Source organism: Arcobacter defluvii (assembly GCF_013201725.1).
In the GTDB taxonomy this organism is placed as follows: domain Bacteria; phylum Campylobacterota; class Campylobacteria; order Campylobacterales; family Arcobacteraceae; genus Aliarcobacter; species Aliarcobacter defluvii.
Genome location: NZ_CP053835.1, coordinates 448146 through 471122, shown reverse-complemented (window position 1 = coordinate 471122; position 22977 = coordinate 448146). Strand labels below are relative to the sequence as shown.

Here is a 22977-nt window from a genome sequence, read left to right as displayed (position 1 = left end):
GATGAAAAGAAGAGAACTCTTTAGTTCTCTTGCTTCTTCTTTTTCAAAAAAAGAGAAACAAGAGAAAGTAGTAAGACCACCCTACTTTTTACAAAGTGATGAATCTCTTTTTTTTACAAATTGTATAGAATGCGAAGGCTTATGTAGTACAGTTTGTGAAGAAAATATTATTGTTATTCAAGAAGATTTAACACCCAAACTTGATTTCTCAAATAGTGGTTGTACATACTGTGATAAATGTGCAGAAATTTGCCCAACTAATGTTTTAAAAATCGAAAATAAAAGAAATATTGATGTTAAAATAGAAATTGATATATTATCTTGTTTATCATGGAATCAAACAATGTGTTTTTCATGTAAAGACCCTTGTTTTTATGAAGCAATAGATTTTTTAGCAATGTTTAGACCAAATATAAATGACAATTGTGTTTCTTGTGGATTATGTATAAAAACTTGCCCAACAAATGCCATAAAAATTAGTAATAAAATGGAGATTTAATGAATATTTTAAAAAGTTTTTTCACTATTATAATACTACTTTTAAATCTTAATGCAAAAGAGTTAGAACCAAACTCTTTTTTAAGTACAAGTGGTGGAGTAACTGATTTAATCATCGATAAAAACAGACTTTTTGCTGCAACAACAGCTTCTAGTGTAGATATTTTTGACATAACTACAAAAGAAAAAATAGATTCCATAAATCTTCCTAAAATAAAAGATTTTATTGGTGATACAATTGATTCAAAAATTTATAGTGTGGATGTATTTGATGATAAAATTTTGATTCTTTCTCAAGGTGAAAATGGAGGAAGAAATATCTCTTTATATAAAGATGGTAAATTAACTCATATAATAGAAGATAAACAAAGATTGTTTATTGCTAGAGCAAAATTTTTGGATGAAAATCATATAATTTATGCACTTTTATCAAATCAAATTTATTTATATGATATAAAAAATAAAACTATTACAAAAGAGATTCAAATTTCACAATCAAAATTTTCAAATTTTAAACTCTCAAGTGATAAAACAAAAGTTGTAGTTTGTGATGAAAGTGGTGTTTTAACTATGCTTGATTCAAATACTTTTAACATAATCAAAACTTTTAAAAATCAAAATTTAGACAATGTATTTCAAGTAGATTTTAAAAATAAAATTATTTTAACTGCTGGACAAGATAGAAGAAGTGCTGTTTATAGCCTTGATGGAAGAATTTCTTATTATAAAGAGTTCAGTTTTTTGATTTATAGTGCAGGATTAAGTCCAAGTGGAACTTTAGCAGCAGTTGCAAGTGATGAAGAGAATAATGTGACGGTTTTTAATGTAAACTCAAAAGAGAACATTTGTAATTTAACTCAAAATAGAAGCACTTTAACAAATATTTTATTTATAAATGAAAATGAAATTATTGTTTCAAGTGATGACAAAAAAATTAATTTCTATAAATTAAACTAAAAGGATTAAAAATGAATATTTCAAGTATTGTTGTACAAACTCTTCCAAAATATCTAGATGAAGTAATAGACTCACTAAAAAAGTCAGAGGTGTGTGATTATCATATGCACGATGAAAAAGGAAGAATTATTATTACGATTGAAGGAAATGGTGTTCAAGAAGAGCTAAAAAAATTAAAAGTAATTGAAGCAATTCCCCATGTAATTAGTGCAGAGATGCAAATGGCATATAGTGAAGAGGAGTTAAGTTCTCATATAGAAGTTTTAGAAAATGCTGATGCTGTGCCAAAAGTTTTAAATGATAATACAGTTAATGTAGCAGATATGGTTTATAATGGGGATTTAAAGAAAAAAGATTTAGAAGGTTTTGCAAGAACATTTGATAATACAGGAAAATAAAATGGAATTCTTAAGCGGAAATTTTTTGTGTGAAACTATTGTTCCAAAAGGTGAACTAATAGTGTCAAGAACTGATTTAAAAGGTAATATCACTTATGCAAATGAAACTTTTGCAGAGATTTCTGGATATAGTATAAAAGAGTTAGTAGGAAAACCTCATAATCTTGTAAGACATCCTGATATGCCAAAAGTAATATTTTATGATTTATGGAAGAATCTTCAAACAAAAGGTTCTTGGAGTGGTTATATTAAAAATTTACGAAAAGATGAAGGATTTTATTGGGTTTATGCAGAAATTTCTGGAGTTTATAAAGATGGAAATTTAGTGGAATATAAATCATTAAGAGCACCCATTTCTTTTGAAGAAAAAGTTAAATATCAATTATATTATGACCAATTAAAAAAAGAAAATAACGAATCAATTAGAAAAGTTATTTATCAATAAACTTCAAGGTTTATCCTTGACAGTTTGTATTTACATTTAAATTTACTTCAAAACCTCTTTTTTTAACAAATGTAATTTTTACACAATTCTCAAACTCTTCAACATCAAAATCAAAATAAGCTTCAATTTTAGGAAATAATCCAAGAGGAATTTTGTGATTTATCATAACTAATTTTGAATTTTTATCTAATATTTTAAGCCCTGCAACTGCATTTATCATAGGTTCAGGAACCGCTGTTGAACTTGTATCAAAATAATAAATATTTTCTAATTTAAAAAATGGAACCGTTGAATCTTTTACTATTATTTCTTTTGCATCTTTTGGAATATACATATTTTTTCCTTATTTAATATTTTGATATTTTAATTTATCTATAAAATAATTTCATTGACAATTATCAATAAAAAGATTTGCTTATACGAAAATTACACTAAAAAGTTGTATTATTTACCCATGAAAAAATCATTATTAATTCTTTTTCTAGCTATATCGTCGTTATTTGCATTTGATTCTAATATTCAAGCTTCTTATGCAATAGGTATTTTTCATGAAAATGGAAAAGGTGAAAATATTCAACATAAAAAAATTACTGATCAAGATTATAATGGAATTTGTTTTTCAAAGATTGTTATATTTGGAAATTATAATAATAATTCAATTATAGAAGTAAAAATAGGTGATTCAATAGGTCATTTTATAAATAAAATTCCCGTTTTCAATGATAGAAATATTCAAATTGGATATGAACTAACATTTAAACATTACACTATAAAAAAAGGATTATTCCAAGTTAAAATTGATAATAAACTTTATGATAGCAAAGTTTTTGTAAGGTAATTTATTTAATTTTATATATTAATTATAAAATTTAAAAAAAATTTTATAAACGTAGCAATAAAATAGCATTTTTTAAGTTTAGAGGGAGTATAATTTCTCAAATTAAGAAGTTTTATCTACACTTAATCTCTCCTTAGTTAAAAAATTGTGATAATGTAACAATTTTTTAGGATAATTCTTCTTATTTTAATTTTGGGTTTAACCAATAAAAGTCGTTCTGTTTAAGTAATTAAGTTTTATTTTGTACTTAATTTATATTTTTTTAATAAAACTTAAAAAAGAAGGGAAGATTTACCAACTTCCCTTTTTTTATGCCTATAAAATTTCTAAAGTCTTATTTCCCAATATATTTTTCAACTCTTTTTGTCTTGTTGTATCTAAAGAATATGTTGTTGAATCATAATTATCTATATAATACCAAGTAGTATTTACTTCGCTGCTTGTAAAAGTTAAAGTCATAAAACCTCTTTGGTTTAAATTTGTATATTTTAAATCATCAATTAAAAGCGTAATAGCATTTTCAAATGCCACTGCTGTTTCTAATGTTGATAATCCTGCATAATCTTCCATTCCAGGAGAAGTAACAGAAGTTACTGCAAACTCAACACCAACAGCATTTCCATTTGAATCTTTTAATTCATTTGCCCAAGAATTATGTGTATCTCCTGCTAAAACAACAAGATTTTTATTTAAAGATAGAACTGTTCCAAAAAGAACTTCTCTTTCATAAAAATATCCATCCCAAGCATCTAAGTTATATGGTAAAGTTGTATTTACTCTTGCTTTTTCTTCATTTGTAAGTGTTGTATCACCTGATAAAATTCTTGTTTTTATTGTAACTAATTCCGTAACTTGTTGATTTAATTGAATTAATAAACTATTTTTTTGTTCAGTTGTTAACTCTCCTTCTAATTGAGAAATTGAAGTTAATAATTCAGCAGGTAAAAACATTTTTCCCATCAATACTTGTTGTCCTAAAACTTGCCAATTTGAAGTTGATGAAGCTAATTTCCCTTGTAACCAAGATAATTGTTCAGCTCCCATCATTGTTCTACTTGTATTTGTTAAATCTGCACTAAAAGTTGCAGAATCAAAGTTTCCATATGAATCAAAATAATCTGAATAACTCAACTGTTTATCTCTACCAATAACTCTTGTATCTAACATATGAAGAGTTAATAAATCACCAAATTCAAAACTTCTATAAATAACTTCATTATTCCCTTCTGCATAAGGACGAATTGGCAACCATTCAAAATATGCTTGTAAAGCAGCTAATTTTCTTGTATTAAAATCACCTTCTGTAAGAGAATCATGATTTTCAGCACCATCTTTATATGTATCATTTGCAATTTCATGGTCATCCCAGATTGTAATAAATGGCACATTTTTATGTAAAGCAAATAAGCCTTCATCTGTTCTATATAAGGCATATCTCTTTCTATAATCATCTAAGGTTAAAAGCTCTGTATTATTATCTGATGGTAAAGCTCTTCCTATTGCAATTGCATTTTTTGTTGCATAAGCAGGTGTAATTCCATCACTTTCGTACATTCCATATTCATATATGTAATCTCCTAAATGAACAGCAATATCTAAATCTTCAATTTTTGAAGCTTCCATATAAGAATTAAAATAACCATTTGGATAATTTGAACATGAGAATACAGCTATTTTTACACTATTTGGATTTGATGAAATTGTTTTTGTTCTTCCAACAACTGATATTTTTCCATTAGCTTTAAATCTATAATAATAAACTGTTCCAGCTTCCAAATTTTGTAAATCTATTTTTACTGTATAATCTTGTTCTTTTTTAGTTTTTGCATCACCTGAATGAACTAAAGTTGAAAAATCTTTATATTTTGAAACTTCATATGAAAAGTTTAAACTATTTAATTGAGAATCAGGAGTTAATCTAGTCCAAATTATTACACTATTTTGTGTTGGATCTCCACTTGCGACACCATGTAAAAACTCAATTTTTGTAGGATTAGAATCATTTCCACAACCACTTATTCCAGTTGAAACAACTAATGAACAAAAACTTAATGCAGACATTTTTATAAAATCTCTTCTTGAAAATCTCATTTTTCACCTCAATTTTTTTGAGGATTGTATAAAAGAAAAATTACAAGAAAGTAACGGATTTATTTTTTAGGTTAGTAATGTAAAATAGATTTCTCTATTTTACATTTTTTATTTCATATAAGGTTTTAATACTTCTGGAATACTTACGCTTCCATCTTCATTTTGATAATTTTCCATAATAGCAACAAGTGTTCTTCCAACAGCTAAACTTGAACCATTTAAAGTATGAGCTAAGATATTTTTCTTATCTTCTTTATATCTGATTTTTGCCCTTCTTGCTTGGAAATCTCTTGTATTTGAAATAGATGAAATTTCTCTATATTTATTTTGTCCAGGCAACCAAACTTCTAAGTCAATTGTAACTGCTGCACTAAATCCTAAATCTCCCGTACATAATTGTACTTTTTGGTGAGCAAGTCCAAGTGAAGTTAATAAATCACTTGCACAACTTACCATTTTTTGAAAAATTTCATCTGATTGTTCTTGTGAAGTAATAGCAACCATTTCAACTTTATCAAATTGATGTTGTCTGATTAATCCTCTTGTATCTCGTCCTGCACTTCCAGCTTCTTTTCTAAAACAAGGAGTATAAGAAGTAAGAAGTAGTGGTAATTCAGATACATCAATAATCTCGTCATTATAAAGATTTGTTAAACTAACCTCAGCAGTTGGAATTAAATATAAATCTTCACCTTCAATTTTAAATAAATCATCAGCAAATTTTGGAAGTTGCCCTGTTCCTTGAAGAGTATTTGAGTTTGCCATAAATGGAACATACCATTCATTAAATCCTCTTTGTCTATTAAAATCAAGCATATAGTTGATTAAAGCTCGCTCTAATCTTGCTCCATCACCTTTGATTGCAGAAAATCTTGATTTTGCTAGTTTTACACCTCTTTCAAAATCTAACCAACCATTATTTAAATCCCAATGTTCTTTTGGTTCAAAATCAAAAGTTGGTTTTTGCCCAACTACTTCTAAAATCACATTTTCATTTTCATCAGCACCATAGGGAACAGATTCATCTGGAATATTTGGAACACCTAAAATAATAGAAGTTAATTGTTCTTCTAAATCTTTTACTTTTTCTTCAAGTTCTTGTTTTTTGATTTTTAGATTGTTAATACTTTCTTGTAAAGAAGCTACGTCTAAGCCTTCTTTTTTGTATCTTCCAAAATCTTTTGAAAGTACATTTTGTTCAGCTGTAACATCTTCCATCTCTTGTCTTTTTTGTTTTGCTTGAGATGCTAAAGTTTTTAGATTGTTTAAAAGTTCGTTATCAACACCTTTTCTTTGTAGGGCTGTTGCAACATATTCAAAATCTTTTTGTAGTAATTTTATATCTATCATCTTTACTCTTTGTATTATTTTTGAGGGAATTATAGCTAAAAAAAACTACAAAGAGATTAGATGATATTTTAAATTTATCCGTTCATTTCCATTTTAATGATAACATTTCCATCAACGTATTCACTTCTAAATTTATGTTTGTGACAGAAATCTTCATTCATAATTACACACATTTCATTTGCTTTTTCTAATGCTTCTTCAACTGTATTAAAATGTGTTTCTTGTTCGAAATCAGAATTTCTAAAACAACCACATGCTTTTTCAACTATAACTGATGCCATATTTTTTAATCCTTTATAAAATTTTTTGCAATTTTATCATAAAGAGATTAGAACTATCTTTTACTATTTTATTACCACTCAAACTGAAAAGTCGTATGAACTATTTTAAACTTCTCTTTTAAATCATGATTTATTTCATGTAAAATATTTTCATATTCTTCTAAATCTTTTTTATCTATTTTTACATGAGCTGTCATATTATACATATCTTGTGTGATTTCCCAAATATGAATATCATGAAGTTCAATCACTTATAAAATTTTTTGCAATTTTATCATAAAGAGATTAGAACTATCTTTTACTATTTTATTACCACTCAAACTGAAAAGTCGTATGAACTATTTTAAACTTCTCTTTTAAATCATGATTTATTTCATGTAAAATATTTTCATATTCTTCTAAATCTTTTTTATCTATTTTTACATGAGCTGTCATATTATACATATCTTGTGTGATTTCCCAAATATGAATATCATGAAGTTCAATCACTTTTTCATTTCTTTCTATGAACTCTTTAACTATTGTTATATCTAAAGGTGAACTTTCAAGTAAAGTATTTGTTGAATTTTTCAAAATATCAATTGCCCATTTCCCAATAACAATTGCTACAATAACAGCTAAAATAACATCTATAAAATACCAAGATGTAAAATAAATAATAATATATCCAATAATAATTGCAACAGAAGATAAAGCATCACTTAACATATGAACAAAAGCTGATTTTAAATTGATATTATTTTTGTCACCTTGCATCAAAATAACACCAGTTATAATATTTATAACAAGTCCGATAATAGCTACTATCATTGCTGTTTTAATATCTATTGTTTGAGGATTCAAGAATCTTTCAACAGCTTCATATAAAATCCAAATAATTGATAAAACTATTGTTATTCCATTTATAAAAGCAGCTAATACTTCTGTTCTATAAAAACCAAAAGTTTTAGATAGTGGTGCTTTTTTACTTGCAAGTATTATTGCTATTAATGAAATAATTAAAGCAAATGAGTGAGTAAACATATGAATTGCATCTGAAATCAAAGCTAATGAATTTGATAAAAATCCATAAAAAAACTCTAAAAACATTGTAAGCAAAGTAATACTCAAAGCCCATTTTAAAACTTTTTTATCTGTTCCTCTATGGTCGTGTGAATGTCCATGTTCGTGTTCATGATGATGTGAACAATTTTCTTCATCATGGTGATGGTGATGACTCTCTTCTTTAAAAAAAGGTTTATGGTCATTTAGACCAAATTTACAATTTTCCATTTTATTTCCAATAATTCTATAATTTTTTTGTTATATTACAATGAATATGCTATATTTATTCCCCAAAATAAACAACTCATAAAAATTAATTTTAGTAACTTTTGATATAATCAAAACAAAAAAAGAAGGATTATGATTTGAGAATTTTATCAGGTATTCAACCATCAGGAACAATACATATAGGAAACTACTTTGGTATGATAAAAAAGATGATAGAGTCACAAAATGAAGGTGAACTTTTTGCATTTTTAGCATCATACCATGCTTTAACATCGGTAAAAGAAAAAGAGGCTTTAGAGAAAAACTCTTATGAAGCAGCTATTAACTTTTTAGCTTTAGGAATGGACCCAGAAAAATCAACATTCTGGATTCAACACGATGTAAAAGAGGTTTTAGAACTATATTGGATACTTTCAAATCATACTTCAATGGGATTATTAGAACGAGCTCACTCATATAAAGATAAAACAGCGAGAGGGATTCAAGCAAATCATGGATTATTTTCATATCCAGTTCTAATGGCTGCTGATATTTTACTATTTGATTCAAATATTGTACCAGTTGGGAAAGACCAAATTCAACACGTTGAAATGACAAGAGATATTGCAACTTCATTTAATCACGCTTATGGAAAAGAAATTTTTATCTTACCTGAAGCTAGAGTTGATGAAATTGTTGCAACAGTTCCTGGAACTGATGGAGCTAAAATGTCTAAATCATACAACAACACAATTGATATGTTTACTACACCAAAACAAAGAAAAAAACAAGTTATGGGAATAGTAACTGACTCAAAAGAACTTGATGAACCAAAAGAGTGGGAAAACTGCAATATTTACGCTTTATCTAAACTGTTTATGAATGAAGATGAATTAGCAAGTTTAAGACAAAGATATGCAACACCTGGGGAAGGTTATGGACATTTTAAAATGACATTACTTGAAAAAATAAATGAATATTTCGCACCTTATGAAGAAAAAAGAGAATATTACTTAAACAATAAAAAAGAAGTTAGAGAAATACTAGATTTTGGAGCAAGTAAAGCTAAAAAAATTGCATCTGCTAAAATGGAAATTATTAGAGATGCAGTTGGTTTAATCTAAAAGTTGCAGCTATGATGCCAACTATTGAAGAAATTGCTGTTAAATCTATTTTATCAATAGAAATAACAAAACCTCTCAAAGAAGCCATAAATAAAATGGCTTCTTCAAATCTTAGAAATATAGTTGTTATTGAAAATACTCCTGTTAACCATAAAAACTTTTATTTACTTACTATTTCTGATTTAATAAATTATAAACTTGATAATATTGATGAAGAAATTTTATTAAAAGACTTAAAACTTACAAAAGCAAAAATTTTAAAAAAAGATTTAAATATTTTAAATGTTTTAAATGAAGTTGAAACAACTGATAAATATATGGTTATAGTTGAAAATGATGAGTTAATTGGAATACTATCATACACTGATATTATAAATAATATCGACCCTAAAATTTTGATGAAAAAACAGACTATTGCAACTTTGATTTTACAATACAAAGCAACAACAACCTATGAGAATACATCAACAATTCAAGCAATAAAAATGATGAAAGATAATAATAGTGATTCTATTATCATAATTGATGATGACCATAAACCTATTGGAATTTTTACTACTAAAGATTTTATAAATTTGATTCATAAAAACTCTAATTTACATAAACCTATAAATTTATATATGAGTAAACCTGTTTATACATTAAGTGAAAATTCTACAATTGCAGAAGCAATTGATTTTATTAGAGATAAACATTTTAAAAGAATTGTTGTTACAAATGAGGAAGAAGAGATAACAGGTATTTTAACTCAAAAAGAGTTATTGAGAATAATTTATAATAAATGGATAGATTTTATAAAAGAAGAAGGTAATAGAATTTCTAAAATGAATGAAGAATTACTTTCAAAAGCTTCAATGTTAGAAGAAAAAGCTTCATTTGATTTTTTAACAAAACTTTATAATAGAAGAAAATTTAATACTTTTTTAGAGTATGAAATTTCAAAAGCAAATAGATATAAAGAAGAATATTTGTCATTATTACTTGTGGATATTGATTACTTTAAAAATGTAAATGATTATTATGGTCATTTAGTTGGAGATAATATTTTACAAGAAGTTAGTAAAATATTGACAATTTGTTCAAGAGATACAGATATTGTTGCTCGTTGGGGAGGAGAAGAGTTTATACTTATGCTTCCACAAACAAATGTTGAACAAGCTTTTTTGGTTGCACAAAAATTAAGAGCAACAATTGAAAAACACAAATTTGATGAAGTTAAACATATAACTTGTTCTATTGGTGTTACACAATTCCAAAAAAATGAGGATAAAGATACTTTATTTAAAAGAGTTGACACTGCTTTATATAAAGCCAAAAATGCAGGTAGAAATAGAGTCGAAATAGGATAAGAGTTATAAAAGATTTTTTTATAACTCTATTTTTGTCAAAAATTTATATTAAATTACTTTTTTCTACAAATAAAAATCAATTTATCAGCGATTTCATCTGTGTGAAGATTGAACTCTTTTATCTCTACTACTTCAAAATCAATTTCTTCAAGAACATTTGTTAATAATTCTTTAGAGTGATATTCTTGGATTATTGAATCTTGTTCTTTTGTAAAAAGTCCATTTTCTTGTTCTTCAAAAAGTGTAATATCAGTTTGAAGTTTTTCATCTTCAAAATTTGCATCAATTGCAATAAATTTATCTTCAAAGTCAATAGTTATAGTTCCTTGAGCAACCTCATCAAAACCAAAATATGAATTTACATCAAAGATAAAATAAGCACCTTGATTTAAAACTTCATTTGTTTCTTTTAAAAAAGTTTTCAACTCTTCTTTTGGAATATAATTTAAGACATCAAATATAGCTGTTGCACAATCAAATTTTTCTTTTACATCTTTTAAAGCAACTGCTTGTGCATTTAAGCCTTTAGATTGGCAAACTTTGATTTGCTCAACACTTAAATCAATTCCAAAATACTTTTTTTTATTTACTCTTAGGTTTTCTAGGAAATATCCTTGACCACAACCAATATCAATAATATTGTCTAAATCATTAGTCATCACAAATCGTAAAAACTCTTTGTGTAAAGTATAAACCTCTTCTTCAAAATCTAAAAAAGGTTCAATTTTTGCGTATAAATCCAATCCCATTATAAGTGTACTTCTATTCTTTCTTTTAAATCTAAGATTAAATCTTTTTTTGCATAAAATGAGTTTTTATTTGCAATTAAATGTGCGCTACTTTCCATGATTGTTGGTCCTACTTCAAGCCCATTTTGTTTCATTGTTTCACCAGTTTCAACAATATCAACAATACAATCACAAAGTCCAACTAAAGGTGCAAGTTCAATAGAACCATAAAGTTTGATAATCTCAACTGCCATAGCTTTTTGTTCAAAATATTTTTTAGCAATTTTTTCATGTTTTGTAGCAATTGTAATTTTACTTTTGTCAAAATTTAGTTTTTCACCACGTCTAAGTCCAAAAGCAACTTTACACTTTCCAAGTTCCAAATCCAAAAGTTTGATTAGGTCATACTCTTTTTCTTCTAAAACATCAAGTCCAACAACGCCTAAATCAGCTGCTCCATGCATTACATAAGTTGGTACATCTTGATTTCTTACATTTAAAAAAGTAAAACCTGTTTTTTTTAGTATTAGTTTTCTATCTTCAAAAACAAACTTTTCACCAAAAGCTTTTTCAAATTTATCAAGAGTCTCCTCAGCAATTCTTCCTTTAGGCAATGCAATTGTTAGCATCAATTATCCTTTTCATATTCTCAAATATTAAATCTTTTTTATATGTACTATTCTCAAAATATTTACTTAAAAACTCTCCATCACCACCAGTAAATATTATATTTTTATTTAAACTTACTTCTTTGATTGGTAAAATGATAGATTTTAGCATAGCATATTGTATAGCATCAATCGTGCGAAGCGGTATTTTATCTAAATTTACATTTTTTTCAAAATCAAACTTTAATTTTTTTGATATTTTTGGATAAGTTTTTATAAATCTTTGTAAACCTAACATTATAAATCCACCCTGATGTTGACCATTTTCTATAATATCAACTGTTATTGCACTTCCTGCATCAACAATCACACAATTATCTTGAAAACTACAAGCAACCGCCCTATCTATTCCTAAACCTTGATAAGAAGTATCAAATTTCAAAAGTTCTTTTATATCTTTTGCTTTTGAATTTTTTTTAAGTAATTTTTTTGTAGCTTTTTCATTTACAGATATAAAATAGATTTTATCATCAAACTTTGGAACTTTTTCATCTAAAAAATATTTTTTATGTTTTCCATTTATCAAAAAGTGGAAAGTTGTATTTCCTATATCACATAAAATCAATGCTTTACCTTTAATCTTTTTCTATTATATTCTATTCTATAAGGAGTGCTCATTTGTGTTATCCTCTCAATTTATATAATATTGTTTCATAATATTTTAGTTCTTTTTTTTGTAATACTATATCCCCATCGCGCTAAACCATCTTTTGACATATCAGTATCGCCTTCATAACTTTCCTCTAGAACTAATGAATCAGCAAATTGTTCTATTGAATCAAAATTCCATTTATAATTTGGGTATTTTTCATTAATATTTTTTTCATCAATAGCAATTTCAACTTCTAGTAAATACTTAAATGTTTTCATTTTCTTAGCCTTGAAAAATATATTTTCTATGATATTCTAAAAACTCTTCTCTACCATTAAGTGGTAAATCATTTATAATTTGTCTATGTTTAATACCTAATCTTTTAATATTCTCTTTACTCAATTTATTTGATATTAAAATTTCTTTTTCTGATGTAAAAGTGATAAGACCAACACTTTTATCAAAAAGTTTGTCAAATAAAGGTGATAGTAAAAATCCATTATTTATATCAAGTCTCTCATTATTATCACAATAAACCCAAGGTTTAATATGACTTGCAATTAATAATCTTTTTTCATCTAAATGGGTAATCGGACATTTTTTCAAACTTTTTAACAAAGCCTGTCTAAAATCATTTTGACCAATTCTAATTTTTTGACTAATAGTTTTTTCTGTTTCTATTTTTTTAATTGGTTTTAGAACAACTTCATTTTCACTAAATTCGATATATTTATCATTATTATTTTCTAATGTATTTACAAAATCAGTCAAAGCATAAACACCTTTTGCAATTCTTGTGAATCTATTATCTCTTTGAACTCTTTCTTGAATTGTATTATCAGGAGTTAATCCAGTTTTTTTACGGTATTTTTCAATATTTTCATAAATATATTTTAATGATGCGTAACCACCATTATCAAATATAACTTTTTCAATAGCTTCTGAATATGTCAAATCTTTATACACAATATTTTTCTCCATTCTTATCCTATATATTTACGATTTAATTTTTCACATTCAAAAAGTGTAGTTCCACTTCCCATAAAAGGTTCAAGTATCACATCATTTTTTTTTGTACAACGATTGATTAATTGATTTGGAATTTGAGGAATAAAATTTCCGTGATATACATTTTTATGTTTTCCACTTTTATCTCTTTGATTTATTATCCAAAGAGAATCTGTGTTTATTTCTAACTCTTGCCAGTTTTTTAAATCTAAATCATTATATTTCATAAATTATTCCTCTCATTCTAATTTTAATTAATAATCAACTCTAACACTCCAATCATTTTGTTTTAAATACTCTTTTGCTTTTGAACAAAGTGGACTACTTATTAGTAACTCTCTTTTCTTAAAATTATGTCCTAAAAAAGTTGCTAATTTCTCACATAATTCCATTAAATCATCAGCATTTTTTCTAATAAATCTACTTTTTGAATCTACTATAAAAATAGCATAAAATTTAGAATCAATAGTAGTTGCACTATAAATATCTATTTTTTTTCTTGAATCTAATTCTTTTGGAAAAATTTGTTTAATCTCTTTAAAAAGTATATTTTTATTTGTATAGTATGTTGTTAGTTCTTTCAATATCTTTCCTTTATCGTATAGATTATATCCAATAAACTCTTTTAAATTATCACAATTTTGACATATGAATTAGCTATAATAATAACAAATTTATAAACATCAAAGAGAAAATGAACAACTTAAGTTATCAAGAACAAACAATTATCACAAGAGGTATCATAAAAGCTGCTGTTTTAATGAGCGAATTTGGAGCAGAATCTATTTTGATAGAACAAGGAGCTCAAAGATTAGGTAAAGCTTTGGGAGTTGATTCTGTTGAAATTTCATTAATTCCTTCAGCCATCGTATTAACAACTTTACATAATAATCAATCAGTTACAACAACAAGAAGAGTTCATCATAAACCAATAAATATGTCAATAGTTTGTGAAATTCAAAAAATTATAATTGATATAGAAAAATATGAACATGATGTAGAATATCTTGATGAAATTTTGAAAAATTTCAAACCTAAATATTATAATAGATGGCTCGTAGTTTTTATGGTAGGATGTGCTTGTGCTTCATTTGCATATTTACAAGGTAGTGATACAAGTGCTTTTTTTATAACATTTTTGGCTTCAAGTACAGCGATGTTTGTAAGACAAGAATTAGCAAAAAGAAAATTTGTTTTAATTATCACTTTTGGAGTTACAGCCTTTGTAGCAACTATGATTGCAAGTCTTTCCCAAATAAGTGGAGTTAGTGCAACTCCTAATATAGCACTAGCATCAAGTGTATTATTGCTTGCTCCTGGATTTGCCTTTGTTAACTCATTTTTAGACTCTTTAAAAGGTTATTTGATGATGGGTTGGGGACGTTGGATGGATGGAGTACTGCTTACAATTGCAACTTCAATTGGAATAATCATTGCTATGGCTATTTTAAATATGAAAGGTTGGTAAAATGACAGAAATAATAGTAAAAATGCTCATTGAATCTATATTTGCAAGTGTTGCTGCTGTTGGTTTTGCCATGGTTTTTAATGTACCAAAACATACTTTGGTTTATTGTGCATTTGGTGGAGCAATTACTTATATAGCAAGAACAATGTTTTTACACTTAGGTTTAGGAATTGAAATATCAACTTTTTTAGCTTCAACTTTTATAGGAATTGTTGCTCTTAGATGGTCAAGAAAATATCTAATACCAAGACCTGTTTATACTGTTGCTTCAATTATTCCCATGATTCCTGGAACTTATGCATTTGCAGCGATGATTAGTTTAGTTGATATGAATAGTCATGGAGTTACAACTGAATTAATAGATATTTTTATTAATAATGGGTTAAAAGCAGTTTCTATTTTAGGAGCTATTAGTTTTGGTTTAGCATTACCATCTTTATATTTTATGAGATTAAATAGACCAATTATTTAGTAAAGAGAAAATCTCTCTTTACCTTTTTATAAATAGAATTTTTTTATAAACTCATCACTTATATCAATAATCTTTCTCTCTCTTAATGACTCAATAACCTCTTTTGTACAATCAACATCATCAGGCCATCTTCGTTTAAAATTATCATGAGCATTTTTGTCAGTTGCATCTAAACACATTGTATGACCATCAATAAATAAATCTCTATTTGAATCGATATTATTACAAACTCTCCAAACTAACATATAAGAATTAGTTACATCATTTTTTGCACTATCAACTATTATTAAAATTTTAATATGTTCAAAAAGTGGTTTTAACTCTTCAAAAAGATATTTTTGATTTCTAGTTTTTTCTACACTAATTACGCAAATTGGATTTTTTGTATCTTTGAAATATTGTTTTAAAGCTTTTACTTCATTTGAAATATTTTGCATTTTTTGAAGTAATTCATCATCTTCTAAAAGTGTAATTCCAAGTTCAGCAACTTCATCACCAGTACAATCAAGTCCTAATTTTCCACCAACTGCAAATTTTGGAGATGAATGGTCAAGTGCATCAACTACACCTTTTGAAACTAACATATCTTCAACATTTATTCTATTTAAAATATATTTTGAAATCTCTTCATGTGAAGTCAGTTCAGGTGCATCTTCATTTACAAAAATCGCATGTTTAACAAAACTCATTTGCCCTACTCCCCAAAATGCATGCATCATTTGAGAAGCATGTCCAGGATAAAGTGTTTTAATTTTTGCAACAATTAGATTATGGAAAACACCATTTTCAGGCATATAATAATCTATTAAATCAGGAGCCGTTGTTTTTAATAATGGTAAGAAGATTCTTTCAGTTGCAAATCCCATATATTTATCTTCAAGTGGTGGTTTACCAACAACAGTTGCTAAATATGTAGGATTTTTCTTACTTGTAATTGCCGAAACTTGCATAAATGGATACTCTTCTTCAAGTGTATAATATCCAGTATGGTCTCCAAATGGTCCTTCAATTCTCATTTTTGAAGGATCAACAAAACCTTCGATAATAAAATCATTATCTTTTGGAACATAAATATCATTTGTAATTGATTTTACAAGTTGGGCATTTTTATTTTTTACAAAACCATAAAGCATAAGTTCAAAAATTCCTATTGGAAGCGGAGCTTGCCCGCACCAAATATACATAGGATCACCTCCTATTCCAATTGATACTGGCATTTTTTTACCAGCTTTTTTATACTCATGGAAGAAATGATTTGAGTCTTTATGAATTTGCCAATGCATTCCTAAAGTTTGGTCATCATAAACTTGAAGTCTATACATTCCAAGGTTTTTTAATTCACCATTTAAAGAAGTCGTGTACACTTGCCCCATTGTAATAAAAGGACCTCCGTCTTGTTCCCAAGTTGTAAGAATTGGTAAATCAGAAAGTTTTGCATCACTTCCAAGTTTTATTACTTGTTGACACTCACCTTTCCCTTTTAATTTTTTAGGAATTGTGTTTTTAAGTGCAAATAATTTTCCAAAAGTAGATAATTTTTCGCTAAAAGTTGTTGGTGGCTTCATTTTTAAAAGCCCTTCTATTTCAGCTCCAATTTTATCTCCATCTCCAATAAAAAGTCTTACAGCTTTTTCATTACAAAAAACATTCATCAAAACTGGTATATCAAATTTTTTATTATTTTTTTTATCTACAACATTTGTAAATAATAAAGCTTTAGAATCCTCTTTTTTTACTTCAATATAAGCAATATGTGGAATTTCTAAATATATATCTAATTCATCATCGATAACTCTTAGCAAATTATTTTTTTTTAATAGTTCAATAGCTTCTTTCATTTTTCCCTCAAATCTAATTCATCAGTTAATTAAGTTGAAATCTTATATCATTTTATCCATAAAATATAGTTTATAATAGAGGTTTTAAGTATGCTTAATAATATTGAATATAATTTTGATGAAGAGATAAATAGAAAAAATACAAATTGTGCGAAATATGATGGTTTAAAAAAATATTTTGGTTATGAGGATTTAAATCCACTTTGGGTAGCTGATATGGATTTTAAAACTCCATCATTTATAAATGATGCAATTATAAAAGCAGCTTCTAACTCTTTATATGGTTATAGTGTTGATACATCTGAACTTTATGCTTCAATTATCAATTGGCAAAAAAATGAACATGATTGGCAAATTGAACAAAAAGATATTTTTATGATAAATGGAGTAGTTCCAGCTTATAGTGCTTGTATTGAAGCATTTAGTGAAATTGGTGATGAAGTTATAGTTCAAACTCCAATTTATCCACCACTTTTTAAATGCGTTACAGTAAATGGTAGAATTGTAGTTGTAAATGAACTAAAAAAAGATGAAAATAACTATTACACTATGGATTTAGAAGATTTAGAAAAGAAAATAACTTCTAAAACAAAAATTTTAGCACTTTGTTCTCCTCATAATCCAGTTGGTCGTGTTTGGAGTAAAGAAGAACTCGAAAAATTAGCAAACATTTGTATAAAACATAACATCATTATAGTTTCAGATGAGATTCATAGTGATATCACTTTTAAAAAGTTTACTCCTATTGCATCTATTTCAAAAGAGATAGCAAATCAAACAATTACACTTAATAGTCCTGGAAAAACTTTTAATATCGCAGGTTTAAATTGTGCATATGCAATAAGTAAAAATGAAGAAATTTTAAATAAATTTAAAAAAATCGCAATTAAAAGAGAGATAAATTCAATAAACTTTTTTGGTTATGTTTCAACAAAAGCAGCCTATGAAAATGGTTCAGTATTTGTTAAAGAATTAAAAAAATATATCATGAATAATATTTTATTTACAAAAGATTATTTAAAAAATATAAATTCAAAAATTGATTTTTTTATTCCTGAAGCAACATATCTTTTATGGTTAGATTTTTCTAAAACAGGACTTTCTCACGATGAAATAAAAGATATTTTACTCACAAAATGCAAAATTGCCCTAAATGATGGTGTTTCTTTTGGTAGCAATGGTAGCAAATATTTTAGACTTAATACTGCATTAAGTAAAAAAACTCTAGAGATAGCCCTAAAACAGCTTTCTTATGAGTTCTAAAAATTTTAGTTAAATAAAGTATTACCTTTTTTCTCACTATATTTTATAATAATTTAGAATTAGGGTAAAAACTTTATTATGTATGAAAAAAAAGTGTACAATCATTTCATAATATTAATAATTAGGAAAATAATATGTCAACACAATTAATATTAGCTTCTGTAATTTTTGTTGCTATTGGTGTTATTTTATCTTTAGTTTTTGTTTTGACTAAATTTATTGGACCAAAGAATGAAAATTCACAATTAAAAAACTCTGTTTATGAAAGTGGTATTTCTAATCCTATTGGAAATACAAATATCAGATTTTCTGTGAAGTTTTATTTAGTTGCTATTTCCTTTTTATTATTTGATGTTGAAATAGTATTTATGTTTCCTTGGGCTGTAAATGTCGTTGAATTAGGTTATTATGGCTTAATTAAGATGTTTATATTTATGGGATTGTTGTTCGCTGGATTAATTTATATTTATAAGAAAAAGGCTTTATTATGGGATTAGGAGTTGAATCAAAACTAGGTGATAGCATAGTTACGACTAGACTTGATCACGCAATAAATTGGGGAAGATCGTATTCTTTATGGCCTATGGCATTTGGAACTGCTTGTTGTGGAATTGAATTCATGGCAGTTGCAGGAGCTAAATATGACTTATCAAGATTTGGAGCTGAAGTTGTAAGATTTTCTCCAAGACAAGCAGATTTACTGATAGTTGCAGGAACAATTTCATATAAACAAGCCCCTATTTTAAAAAAAATCTATGAACAAATGTGCGAACCAAAATGGGTTATTTCTATGGGTGCATGTGCTTGTAGTGGTGGATTTTATGACAACTATACAACAGTTCAAGGAATTGATCAAATAATTCCAGTTGATGAGTACATTGCAGGCTGTCCACCGCGTCCTGAAGCAGTTCTTGATGCGATTATGAGAATTCAAGAAAAAGCAAAAGATGAATCAATTTTAAAAGATAGAGTCAAAGATTATAAAGGATTTTTAGATGTTTAATTGTGATATGTTAATCGATTCTAAAGATTTAAAATCGACTATTTCTAAACTTAAAAATGATGAAAACTACACTATTTTACTCGATATTACTGCTGTAGATTATTCAAAATATCCAGATATTACACCTTCTAGATTTGCTGTAGTTTATATATTAAGAGATTCAACTTTTAAAAAACAAATTTCTATTAAATCTTTTGTTGATGATAATACTTTAGAGATAGATTCAATTTGTGATTTATATGAATCTGCAAATTGGGCAGAAAGAGAAACATATGACCAATATGGAATAAAATTTGTTGGTCATCCTAATTTAAAAAGAGTTTTAAATCATCATCAATTTGTTGGGCATCCTTTAAGAAAAGATTATGAAACTACAAAAGGACAAATTTGTACACAAACTGAAGATTTGATGGATGAAATGCTTCCTAAACTAAAATCTAAAGGTTATAGTGACGAAGAGATAAAAGATTTAATGCTTTTAAATGTTGGACCATCTCACCCTGCAAGTCACGGAACAATTAGAAACTTTGTAGCACTTGAAGGTGAAACTATTACAACTTGTGTTACAGAAATTGGATATTTACATAGAGGATTTGAAAAATCTTGTGAAAATCACACTTATTCTCAAATTATTCCATATACAGATAGATTAAATTACTGTAGTGCTATTTTAAATAATATTGGTTATGCAAAAGCTGTTGAAGAGATGTTAAATATAGAAATAACTCCAAGAGCAAAAATGATAAGAGTTATTATTGGAGAATTAAGTAGAATTATCGATCATCTTGTTTGTAATGCTGCAAATATGGTTGATTTAGGTGGACTTACAAACTTTTGGTATTTATTTACTCCAAGAGATAAAGCTTATGATCTGCTATCAAAATTAACAGGAGCAAGACTAACTAATACTTATACAAGAATTGGTGGATTAGAATTTGATTTATATGATGGATTTAGCTCTGATTTGCAAGAAGTTTTAAAATCAGTTGAAACAGCAATTGATGATGCTTTATCTTTGATAGCACACAATAAAATTTTCCATGATAGAACACAAGATGTGGGTGTTATAAAAGGTAATTTTGCTTTAAAAAATGGAATAACTGGTCCTAATTTAAGAGCAGCTGGTGTTGCATATGATTTAAGAAAAGACAAACCATATTATGGTTATGAAAACTTTGATTTTGATATGGTAATTGGAAGCCATGGGGATGTTTATGACAGAATGATGTGTAGATTTGAAGAGATGATACAATCAATGAGAATCATAAGACAAGCTATGAAAAATCTTCCAGATGGAGATATAAATATTTATGCTCCAGGAGTATTACTTCCTTCAAAAAAAGATGTTTATGGAAATATTGAAGGTTTAATGAATCAATTTAAACTTACATTTGAAGGAATTCATGTACCAAAAGGTGAATACTATTCTTCAACTGAAGCTGCAAATGGAGAATTAGGATTTTTTATAGTTAGTGATGGAAGTGGAAGACCTTATAAAGTTAAATGTAGACCACCATGTTTTTATTCACTTGCAAGTTATTCTAAAATAGTTGAAGGTGGGATGCTTGCAGATGCAGTTGTAACAATGGCAAGTATGAATTTTATTGCAGGAGAGTTTGATAGATAATGAATACATTTGAATACACACCTGAAAATGAAATAAAATTTCAAGAATATGTATCAAGATATCCAAAAATTGATTCATGTATGTTACCAGCACTTTGGTTAGTTCAAGAACAAATTGGATGGGTAAGTCCTGAAGCTATGATTTATGTGGCAGAAAAAATTGGTAAAACTCCTATTCAAGTATATGAAGTTGCAACTTTTTATACAATGTTTAACTTAAAACCAGTAGGAAAATATCATATTGAACTTTGCAAAACTGTCTCTTGTATGTTATGTGGTAGCCGTGAATTAAAAAAACATATAAAAGAAACTATAGGAATAGATGCTGGTCAAACAAGTGACGATGGATTATTCACACTAACTGAAGTTGAATGTCTAGGAGCTTGTGGTGGAGCACCTATGTTTGCATTAAATGGAGAGTATCACGAAAAATTAACTAAAGAGAAAGTTGATGAACTTATAAAGGAGTGTAGAAATGATAACTAAAATTGTAAGTAAAAATTTCGATATTCCGAATTCTCATAAATTAGAAGTTGCTCTTGTGAATGGAAGATATACATCAATTGATAAATTATTTTCAATGAGCCCAAATGATGTTACACAAGAAGTTGTAAAATCAGGACTTAGAGGAAAAGGTGGTGGTGGAGCTGCTTGTGGACCTAAATGGGAGCTAATGCCGCCAGTTGATGAACGTCCTAGATATTTAATAGTTAATGGTGATGAGAGTGAACCTGGAACTTTTAAAGATAGACAAATTTTCCAATATGATCCACATCTATTAATTGAGGGGATTATTTGTAGTTGTTATGCAATAAGTGCACATAATGCTTATATTTATATAAGAGGTGAATATAAATTTTTTATAGATAGAGTAAATGAAGCTATAAAAGAAGCTTATGAAGCTGGAATAATTGGAGATAAAATCATGAATAAATATGATTTTAAACTTGATATTACAGTTCATAGAGGTGGTGGTGCATATATTTGTGGTGAAAAATCTGCGCTTATTGAATCACTTGAGGGAAAACGAGGACATCCAAGACTTAAACCACATGGAAAAGAGTGTGAATGGTTCTTTGATAATCCTGCAACTGTTAATAATGTAGAAACAATTGCAAGTGTTCCAAATATTGTAGAAAATGGCTTTGAAGGTTATACAAAATATGGAACAGAAAAATCACCAGGAACAATGCTATTTGCAATCTCAGGACCTGTAAATAATCCAGGCGTTTATGAAATGGCATATGGAAATAAAATGATAGATTTTTTTAACATTCTTGGTGGTGGAATGAAAGAAGGGAAAAAATTAAAAGCAATTATTCCTGGAGGTTCATCTTGTCCAATACTAACCGCTTCTGAAGTAGAAAAGGCAGTATTGGACTATGAGTCAATGTGGGATATTGGTTCAACTTTAGGTACAGGAGGAATGATAGTTATTGATGAAGATACATCAATGGTTGATGTAGCGAAAAATATTATTGAATTTTATCACCATGAGTCTTGCGGTCAGTGTACCCCTTGTAGAGAAGGGACAGGTTGGATTGATAAGATTTTAAAAAAAATCTTAAGTGGTGATGGTTCAACTGGGGATTTAGAAACTATACTTGATGTATGTAATACTATGAATGGAAAAACGATTTGTGTTTTTGCACCAGCAGTAAAAGATATTATTTCAAGTATTGTTAAAAAATTCCCAGAAGAATTTAAAACATATTTAAAAAACTAAATT

The 22977-nt window shown here is 27.2% G+C and carries 29 protein-coding genes; 15 read left to right on the top strand and 14 right to left on the bottom strand.

Annotated elements, in window-relative coordinates; genetic code table 11:
* Position 1: 1 nt before the first annotated feature.
* The 4 genes from ADFLV_RS02475 to ADFLV_RS02460 are packed head-to-tail and all read left to right on the top strand — an operon-like array spanning position 2 to position 2298.
* On the top strand, positions 2–499 hold the full coding sequence (locus tag ADFLV_RS02475) for a ferredoxin-type protein NapF (RefSeq protein WP_129010399.1): 498 nt from the start codon (positions 2–4) through the stop codon (positions 497–499).
* Positions 499–1455, top strand: a complete 957-nt coding sequence (locus ADFLV_RS02470) for a WD40 repeat domain-containing protein (RefSeq protein ID WP_129010398.1) — start codon at positions 499–501, stop codon at positions 1453–1455. Before ADFLV_RS02475 ends, ADFLV_RS02470 begins: the two co-directional genes overlap by 1 nt.
* A gap of 11 nt (positions 1456–1466) precedes the next feature.
* Complete coding sequence (locus tag ADFLV_RS02465; RefSeq protein ID WP_129010397.1) at positions 1467–1853, top strand: chaperone NapD; 387 nt, start codon at positions 1467–1469, stop codon at positions 1851–1853.
* A gap of 1 nt (position 1854) precedes the next feature.
* A complete protein-coding gene (locus ADFLV_RS02460; protein WP_129010396.1) occupies positions 1855–2298 on the top strand; it encodes a PAS domain-containing protein in 444 nt (147 codons plus the stop codon).
* Positions 2299–2308: 10 nt separating this feature from the next.
* Here the strand turns inward: ADFLV_RS02460 and ADFLV_RS02455 are convergent, their stop codons facing one another.
* The gene (locus ADFLV_RS02455; RefSeq protein ID WP_129010395.1) at positions 2309–2632 is read right to left on the bottom strand and encodes a hypothetical protein; all 324 of its coding nucleotides are present in this window, start codon (positions 2630–2632) and stop codon (positions 2309–2311) included.
* A 120-nt stretch (positions 2633–2752) separates the two neighbouring features.
* Between ADFLV_RS02455 and ADFLV_RS02450 the strand changes: the two genes are divergently transcribed.
* Positions 2753–3136: a hypothetical protein gene (locus ADFLV_RS02450; protein ID WP_129010394.1), complete on the top strand. Its 384-nt coding sequence runs from the start codon at positions 2753–2755 to the stop codon at positions 3134–3136.
* 315 nt (positions 3137–3451) lie between these two features.
* Here ADFLV_RS02450 and ADFLV_RS02445 read toward each other — a convergent pair whose 3' ends face one another.
* The 5 genes from ADFLV_RS02445 to ADFLV_RS02425 all read right to left on the bottom strand — a co-directional run bounded on the left by ADFLV_RS02445 (position 3452) and on the right by ADFLV_RS02425 (position 8130).
* Positions 3452–5227: an alkaline phosphatase D family protein gene (locus ADFLV_RS02445; protein ID WP_129010393.1), complete on the bottom strand. Its 1776-nt coding sequence runs from the start codon at positions 5225–5227 to the stop codon at positions 3452–3454.
* A gap of 108 nt (positions 5228–5335) precedes the next feature.
* Positions 5336–6577: a serine--tRNA ligase gene (serS, locus tag ADFLV_RS02440; protein ID WP_129010392.1), complete on the bottom strand. Its 1242-nt coding sequence runs from the start codon at positions 6575–6577 to the stop codon at positions 5336–5338.
* 74 nt (positions 6578–6651) lie between these two features.
* Complete coding sequence (locus ADFLV_RS02435) at positions 6652–6858, bottom strand: hypothetical protein (RefSeq protein WP_014473195.1); 207 nt, start codon at positions 6856–6858, stop codon at positions 6652–6654.
* A 71-nt stretch (positions 6859–6929) separates the two neighbouring features.
* Positions 6930–7109: a cation transporter dimerization domain-containing protein gene (locus ADFLV_RS02430; RefSeq protein WP_228712351.1), complete on the bottom strand. Its 180-nt coding sequence runs from the start codon at positions 7107–7109 to the stop codon at positions 6930–6932.
* Positions 7110–7167: 58 nt separating this feature from the next.
* Positions 7168–8130: a cation diffusion facilitator family transporter gene (locus tag ADFLV_RS02425; protein WP_129010391.1), complete on the bottom strand. Its 963-nt coding sequence runs from the start codon at positions 8128–8130 to the stop codon at positions 7168–7170.
* Positions 8131–8267: 137 nt separating this feature from the next.
* Between ADFLV_RS02425 and trpS the strand changes: the two genes are divergently transcribed.
* Positions 8268–9233 carry a tryptophan--tRNA ligase gene (trpS, locus tag ADFLV_RS02420; protein ID WP_014473187.1) on the top strand — a complete coding sequence of 322 codons (966 nt, stop codon included), beginning with the start codon at positions 8268–8270 and terminating at the stop codon, positions 9231–9233.
* An 11-nt stretch (positions 9234–9244) separates the two neighbouring features.
* Positions 9245–10582, top strand: a complete 1338-nt coding sequence (locus tag ADFLV_RS02415; RefSeq protein ID WP_129010390.1) for a diguanylate cyclase — start codon at positions 9245–9247, stop codon at positions 10580–10582.
* A gap of 53 nt (positions 10583–10635) precedes the next feature.
* Here ADFLV_RS02415 and ADFLV_RS02410 read toward each other — a convergent pair whose 3' ends face one another.
* The 7 genes from ADFLV_RS02410 to ADFLV_RS02380 all read right to left on the bottom strand — a co-directional run bounded on the left by ADFLV_RS02410 (position 10636) and on the right by ADFLV_RS02380 (position 14162).
* Positions 10636–11331 carry a class I SAM-dependent DNA methyltransferase gene (locus ADFLV_RS02410; RefSeq protein ID WP_129010389.1) on the bottom strand — a complete coding sequence of 232 codons (696 nt, stop codon included), beginning with the start codon at positions 11329–11331 and terminating at the stop codon, positions 10636–10638.
* On the bottom strand, positions 11331–11939 hold the full coding sequence (gene hisG, locus ADFLV_RS02405) for an ATP phosphoribosyltransferase (RefSeq protein WP_129010388.1): 609 nt from the start codon (positions 11937–11939) through the stop codon (positions 11331–11333). Before hisG ends, ADFLV_RS02410 begins: the two co-directional genes overlap by 1 nt.
* Positions 11917–12543, bottom strand: a complete 627-nt coding sequence (locus ADFLV_RS02400) for a type III pantothenate kinase (protein ID WP_129010387.1) — start codon at positions 12541–12543, stop codon at positions 11917–11919. The genes hisG and ADFLV_RS02400 overlap by 23 nt, the downstream gene beginning before the upstream one ends.
* 86 nt (positions 12544–12629) lie before the next feature.
* The gene (locus tag ADFLV_RS02395) at positions 12630–12848 is read right to left on the bottom strand and encodes a hypothetical protein (RefSeq protein WP_046994483.1); all 219 of its coding nucleotides are present in this window, start codon (positions 12846–12848) and stop codon (positions 12630–12632) included.
* A 4-nt stretch (positions 12849–12852) separates the two neighbouring features.
* Positions 12853–13551, bottom strand: coding sequence for an HNH endonuclease (locus ADFLV_RS02390; protein WP_052759200.1), 699 nt, complete (start codon positions 13549–13551; stop codon positions 12853–12855).
* A gap of 2 nt (positions 13552–13553) precedes the next feature.
* Complete coding sequence (locus ADFLV_RS02385) at positions 13554–13805, bottom strand: DNA methyltransferase (protein WP_129010386.1); 252 nt, start codon at positions 13803–13805, stop codon at positions 13554–13556.
* Positions 13806–13832: 27 nt separating this feature from the next.
* The gene (locus ADFLV_RS02380) at positions 13833–14162 is read right to left on the bottom strand and encodes a hypothetical protein (protein ID WP_129010385.1); all 330 of its coding nucleotides are present in this window, start codon (positions 14160–14162) and stop codon (positions 13833–13835) included.
* A 110-nt stretch (positions 14163–14272) separates the two neighbouring features.
* Between ADFLV_RS02380 and ADFLV_RS02375 the strand changes: the two genes are divergently transcribed.
* The gene (locus ADFLV_RS02375) at positions 14273–15046 is read left to right on the top strand and encodes a threonine/serine exporter family protein (protein WP_014473177.1); all 774 of its coding nucleotides are present in this window, start codon (positions 14273–14275) and stop codon (positions 15044–15046) included.
* A gap of 1 nt (position 15047) precedes the next feature.
* Positions 15048–15518: a threonine/serine exporter family protein gene (locus ADFLV_RS02370; RefSeq protein ID WP_014473176.1), complete on the top strand. Its 471-nt coding sequence runs from the start codon at positions 15048–15050 to the stop codon at positions 15516–15518.
* 26 nt (positions 15519–15544) lie between these two features.
* Here ADFLV_RS02370 and ADFLV_RS02365 read toward each other — a convergent pair whose 3' ends face one another.
* Positions 15545–17356 carry a menaquinone biosynthesis decarboxylase gene (locus ADFLV_RS02365; RefSeq protein WP_129010384.1) on the bottom strand — a complete coding sequence of 604 codons (1812 nt, stop codon included), beginning with the start codon at positions 17354–17356 and terminating at the stop codon, positions 15545–15547.
* 90 nt (positions 17357–17446) lie between these two features.
* On the opposite strand from ADFLV_RS02365, the gene ADFLV_RS02360 reads away from it, so the two are divergent.
* The 6 genes from ADFLV_RS02360 to nuoF all read left to right on the top strand — a co-directional run bounded on the left by ADFLV_RS02360 (position 17447) and on the right by nuoF (position 22974).
* Positions 17447–18619 carry a MalY/PatB family protein gene (locus ADFLV_RS02360; RefSeq protein ID WP_228712350.1) on the top strand — a complete coding sequence of 391 codons (1173 nt, stop codon included), beginning with the start codon at positions 17447–17449 and terminating at the stop codon, positions 18617–18619.
* 134 nt (positions 18620–18753) lie between these two features.
* Entirely contained in the window at positions 18754–19116 is a 363-nt protein-coding gene (locus tag ADFLV_RS02355) for an NADH-quinone oxidoreductase subunit A (RefSeq protein ID WP_129010383.1), read from the top strand.
* Entirely contained in the window at positions 19107–19622 is a 516-nt protein-coding gene (locus tag ADFLV_RS02350; RefSeq protein WP_129010382.1) for an NADH-quinone oxidoreductase subunit B, read from the top strand. The genes ADFLV_RS02355 and ADFLV_RS02350 overlap by 10 nt, the downstream gene beginning before the upstream one ends.
* Complete coding sequence (locus ADFLV_RS02345; RefSeq protein ID WP_129010381.1) at positions 19615–21249, top strand: NADH-quinone oxidoreductase subunit D; 1635 nt, start codon at positions 19615–19617, stop codon at positions 21247–21249. The genes ADFLV_RS02350 and ADFLV_RS02345 overlap by 8 nt, the downstream gene beginning before the upstream one ends.
* Entirely contained in the window at positions 21249–21734 is a 486-nt protein-coding gene (locus ADFLV_RS02340) for an NADH-quinone oxidoreductase subunit NuoE family protein (protein WP_129010380.1), read from the top strand. The genes ADFLV_RS02345 and ADFLV_RS02340 overlap by 1 nt, the downstream gene beginning before the upstream one ends.
* Positions 21724–22974: an NADH-quinone oxidoreductase subunit NuoF gene (gene nuoF, locus ADFLV_RS02335; RefSeq protein ID WP_129010379.1), complete on the top strand. Its 1251-nt coding sequence runs from the start codon at positions 21724–21726 to the stop codon at positions 22972–22974. Before ADFLV_RS02340 ends, nuoF begins: the two co-directional genes overlap by 11 nt.
* Positions 22975–22977: the final 3 nt, after the last annotated feature.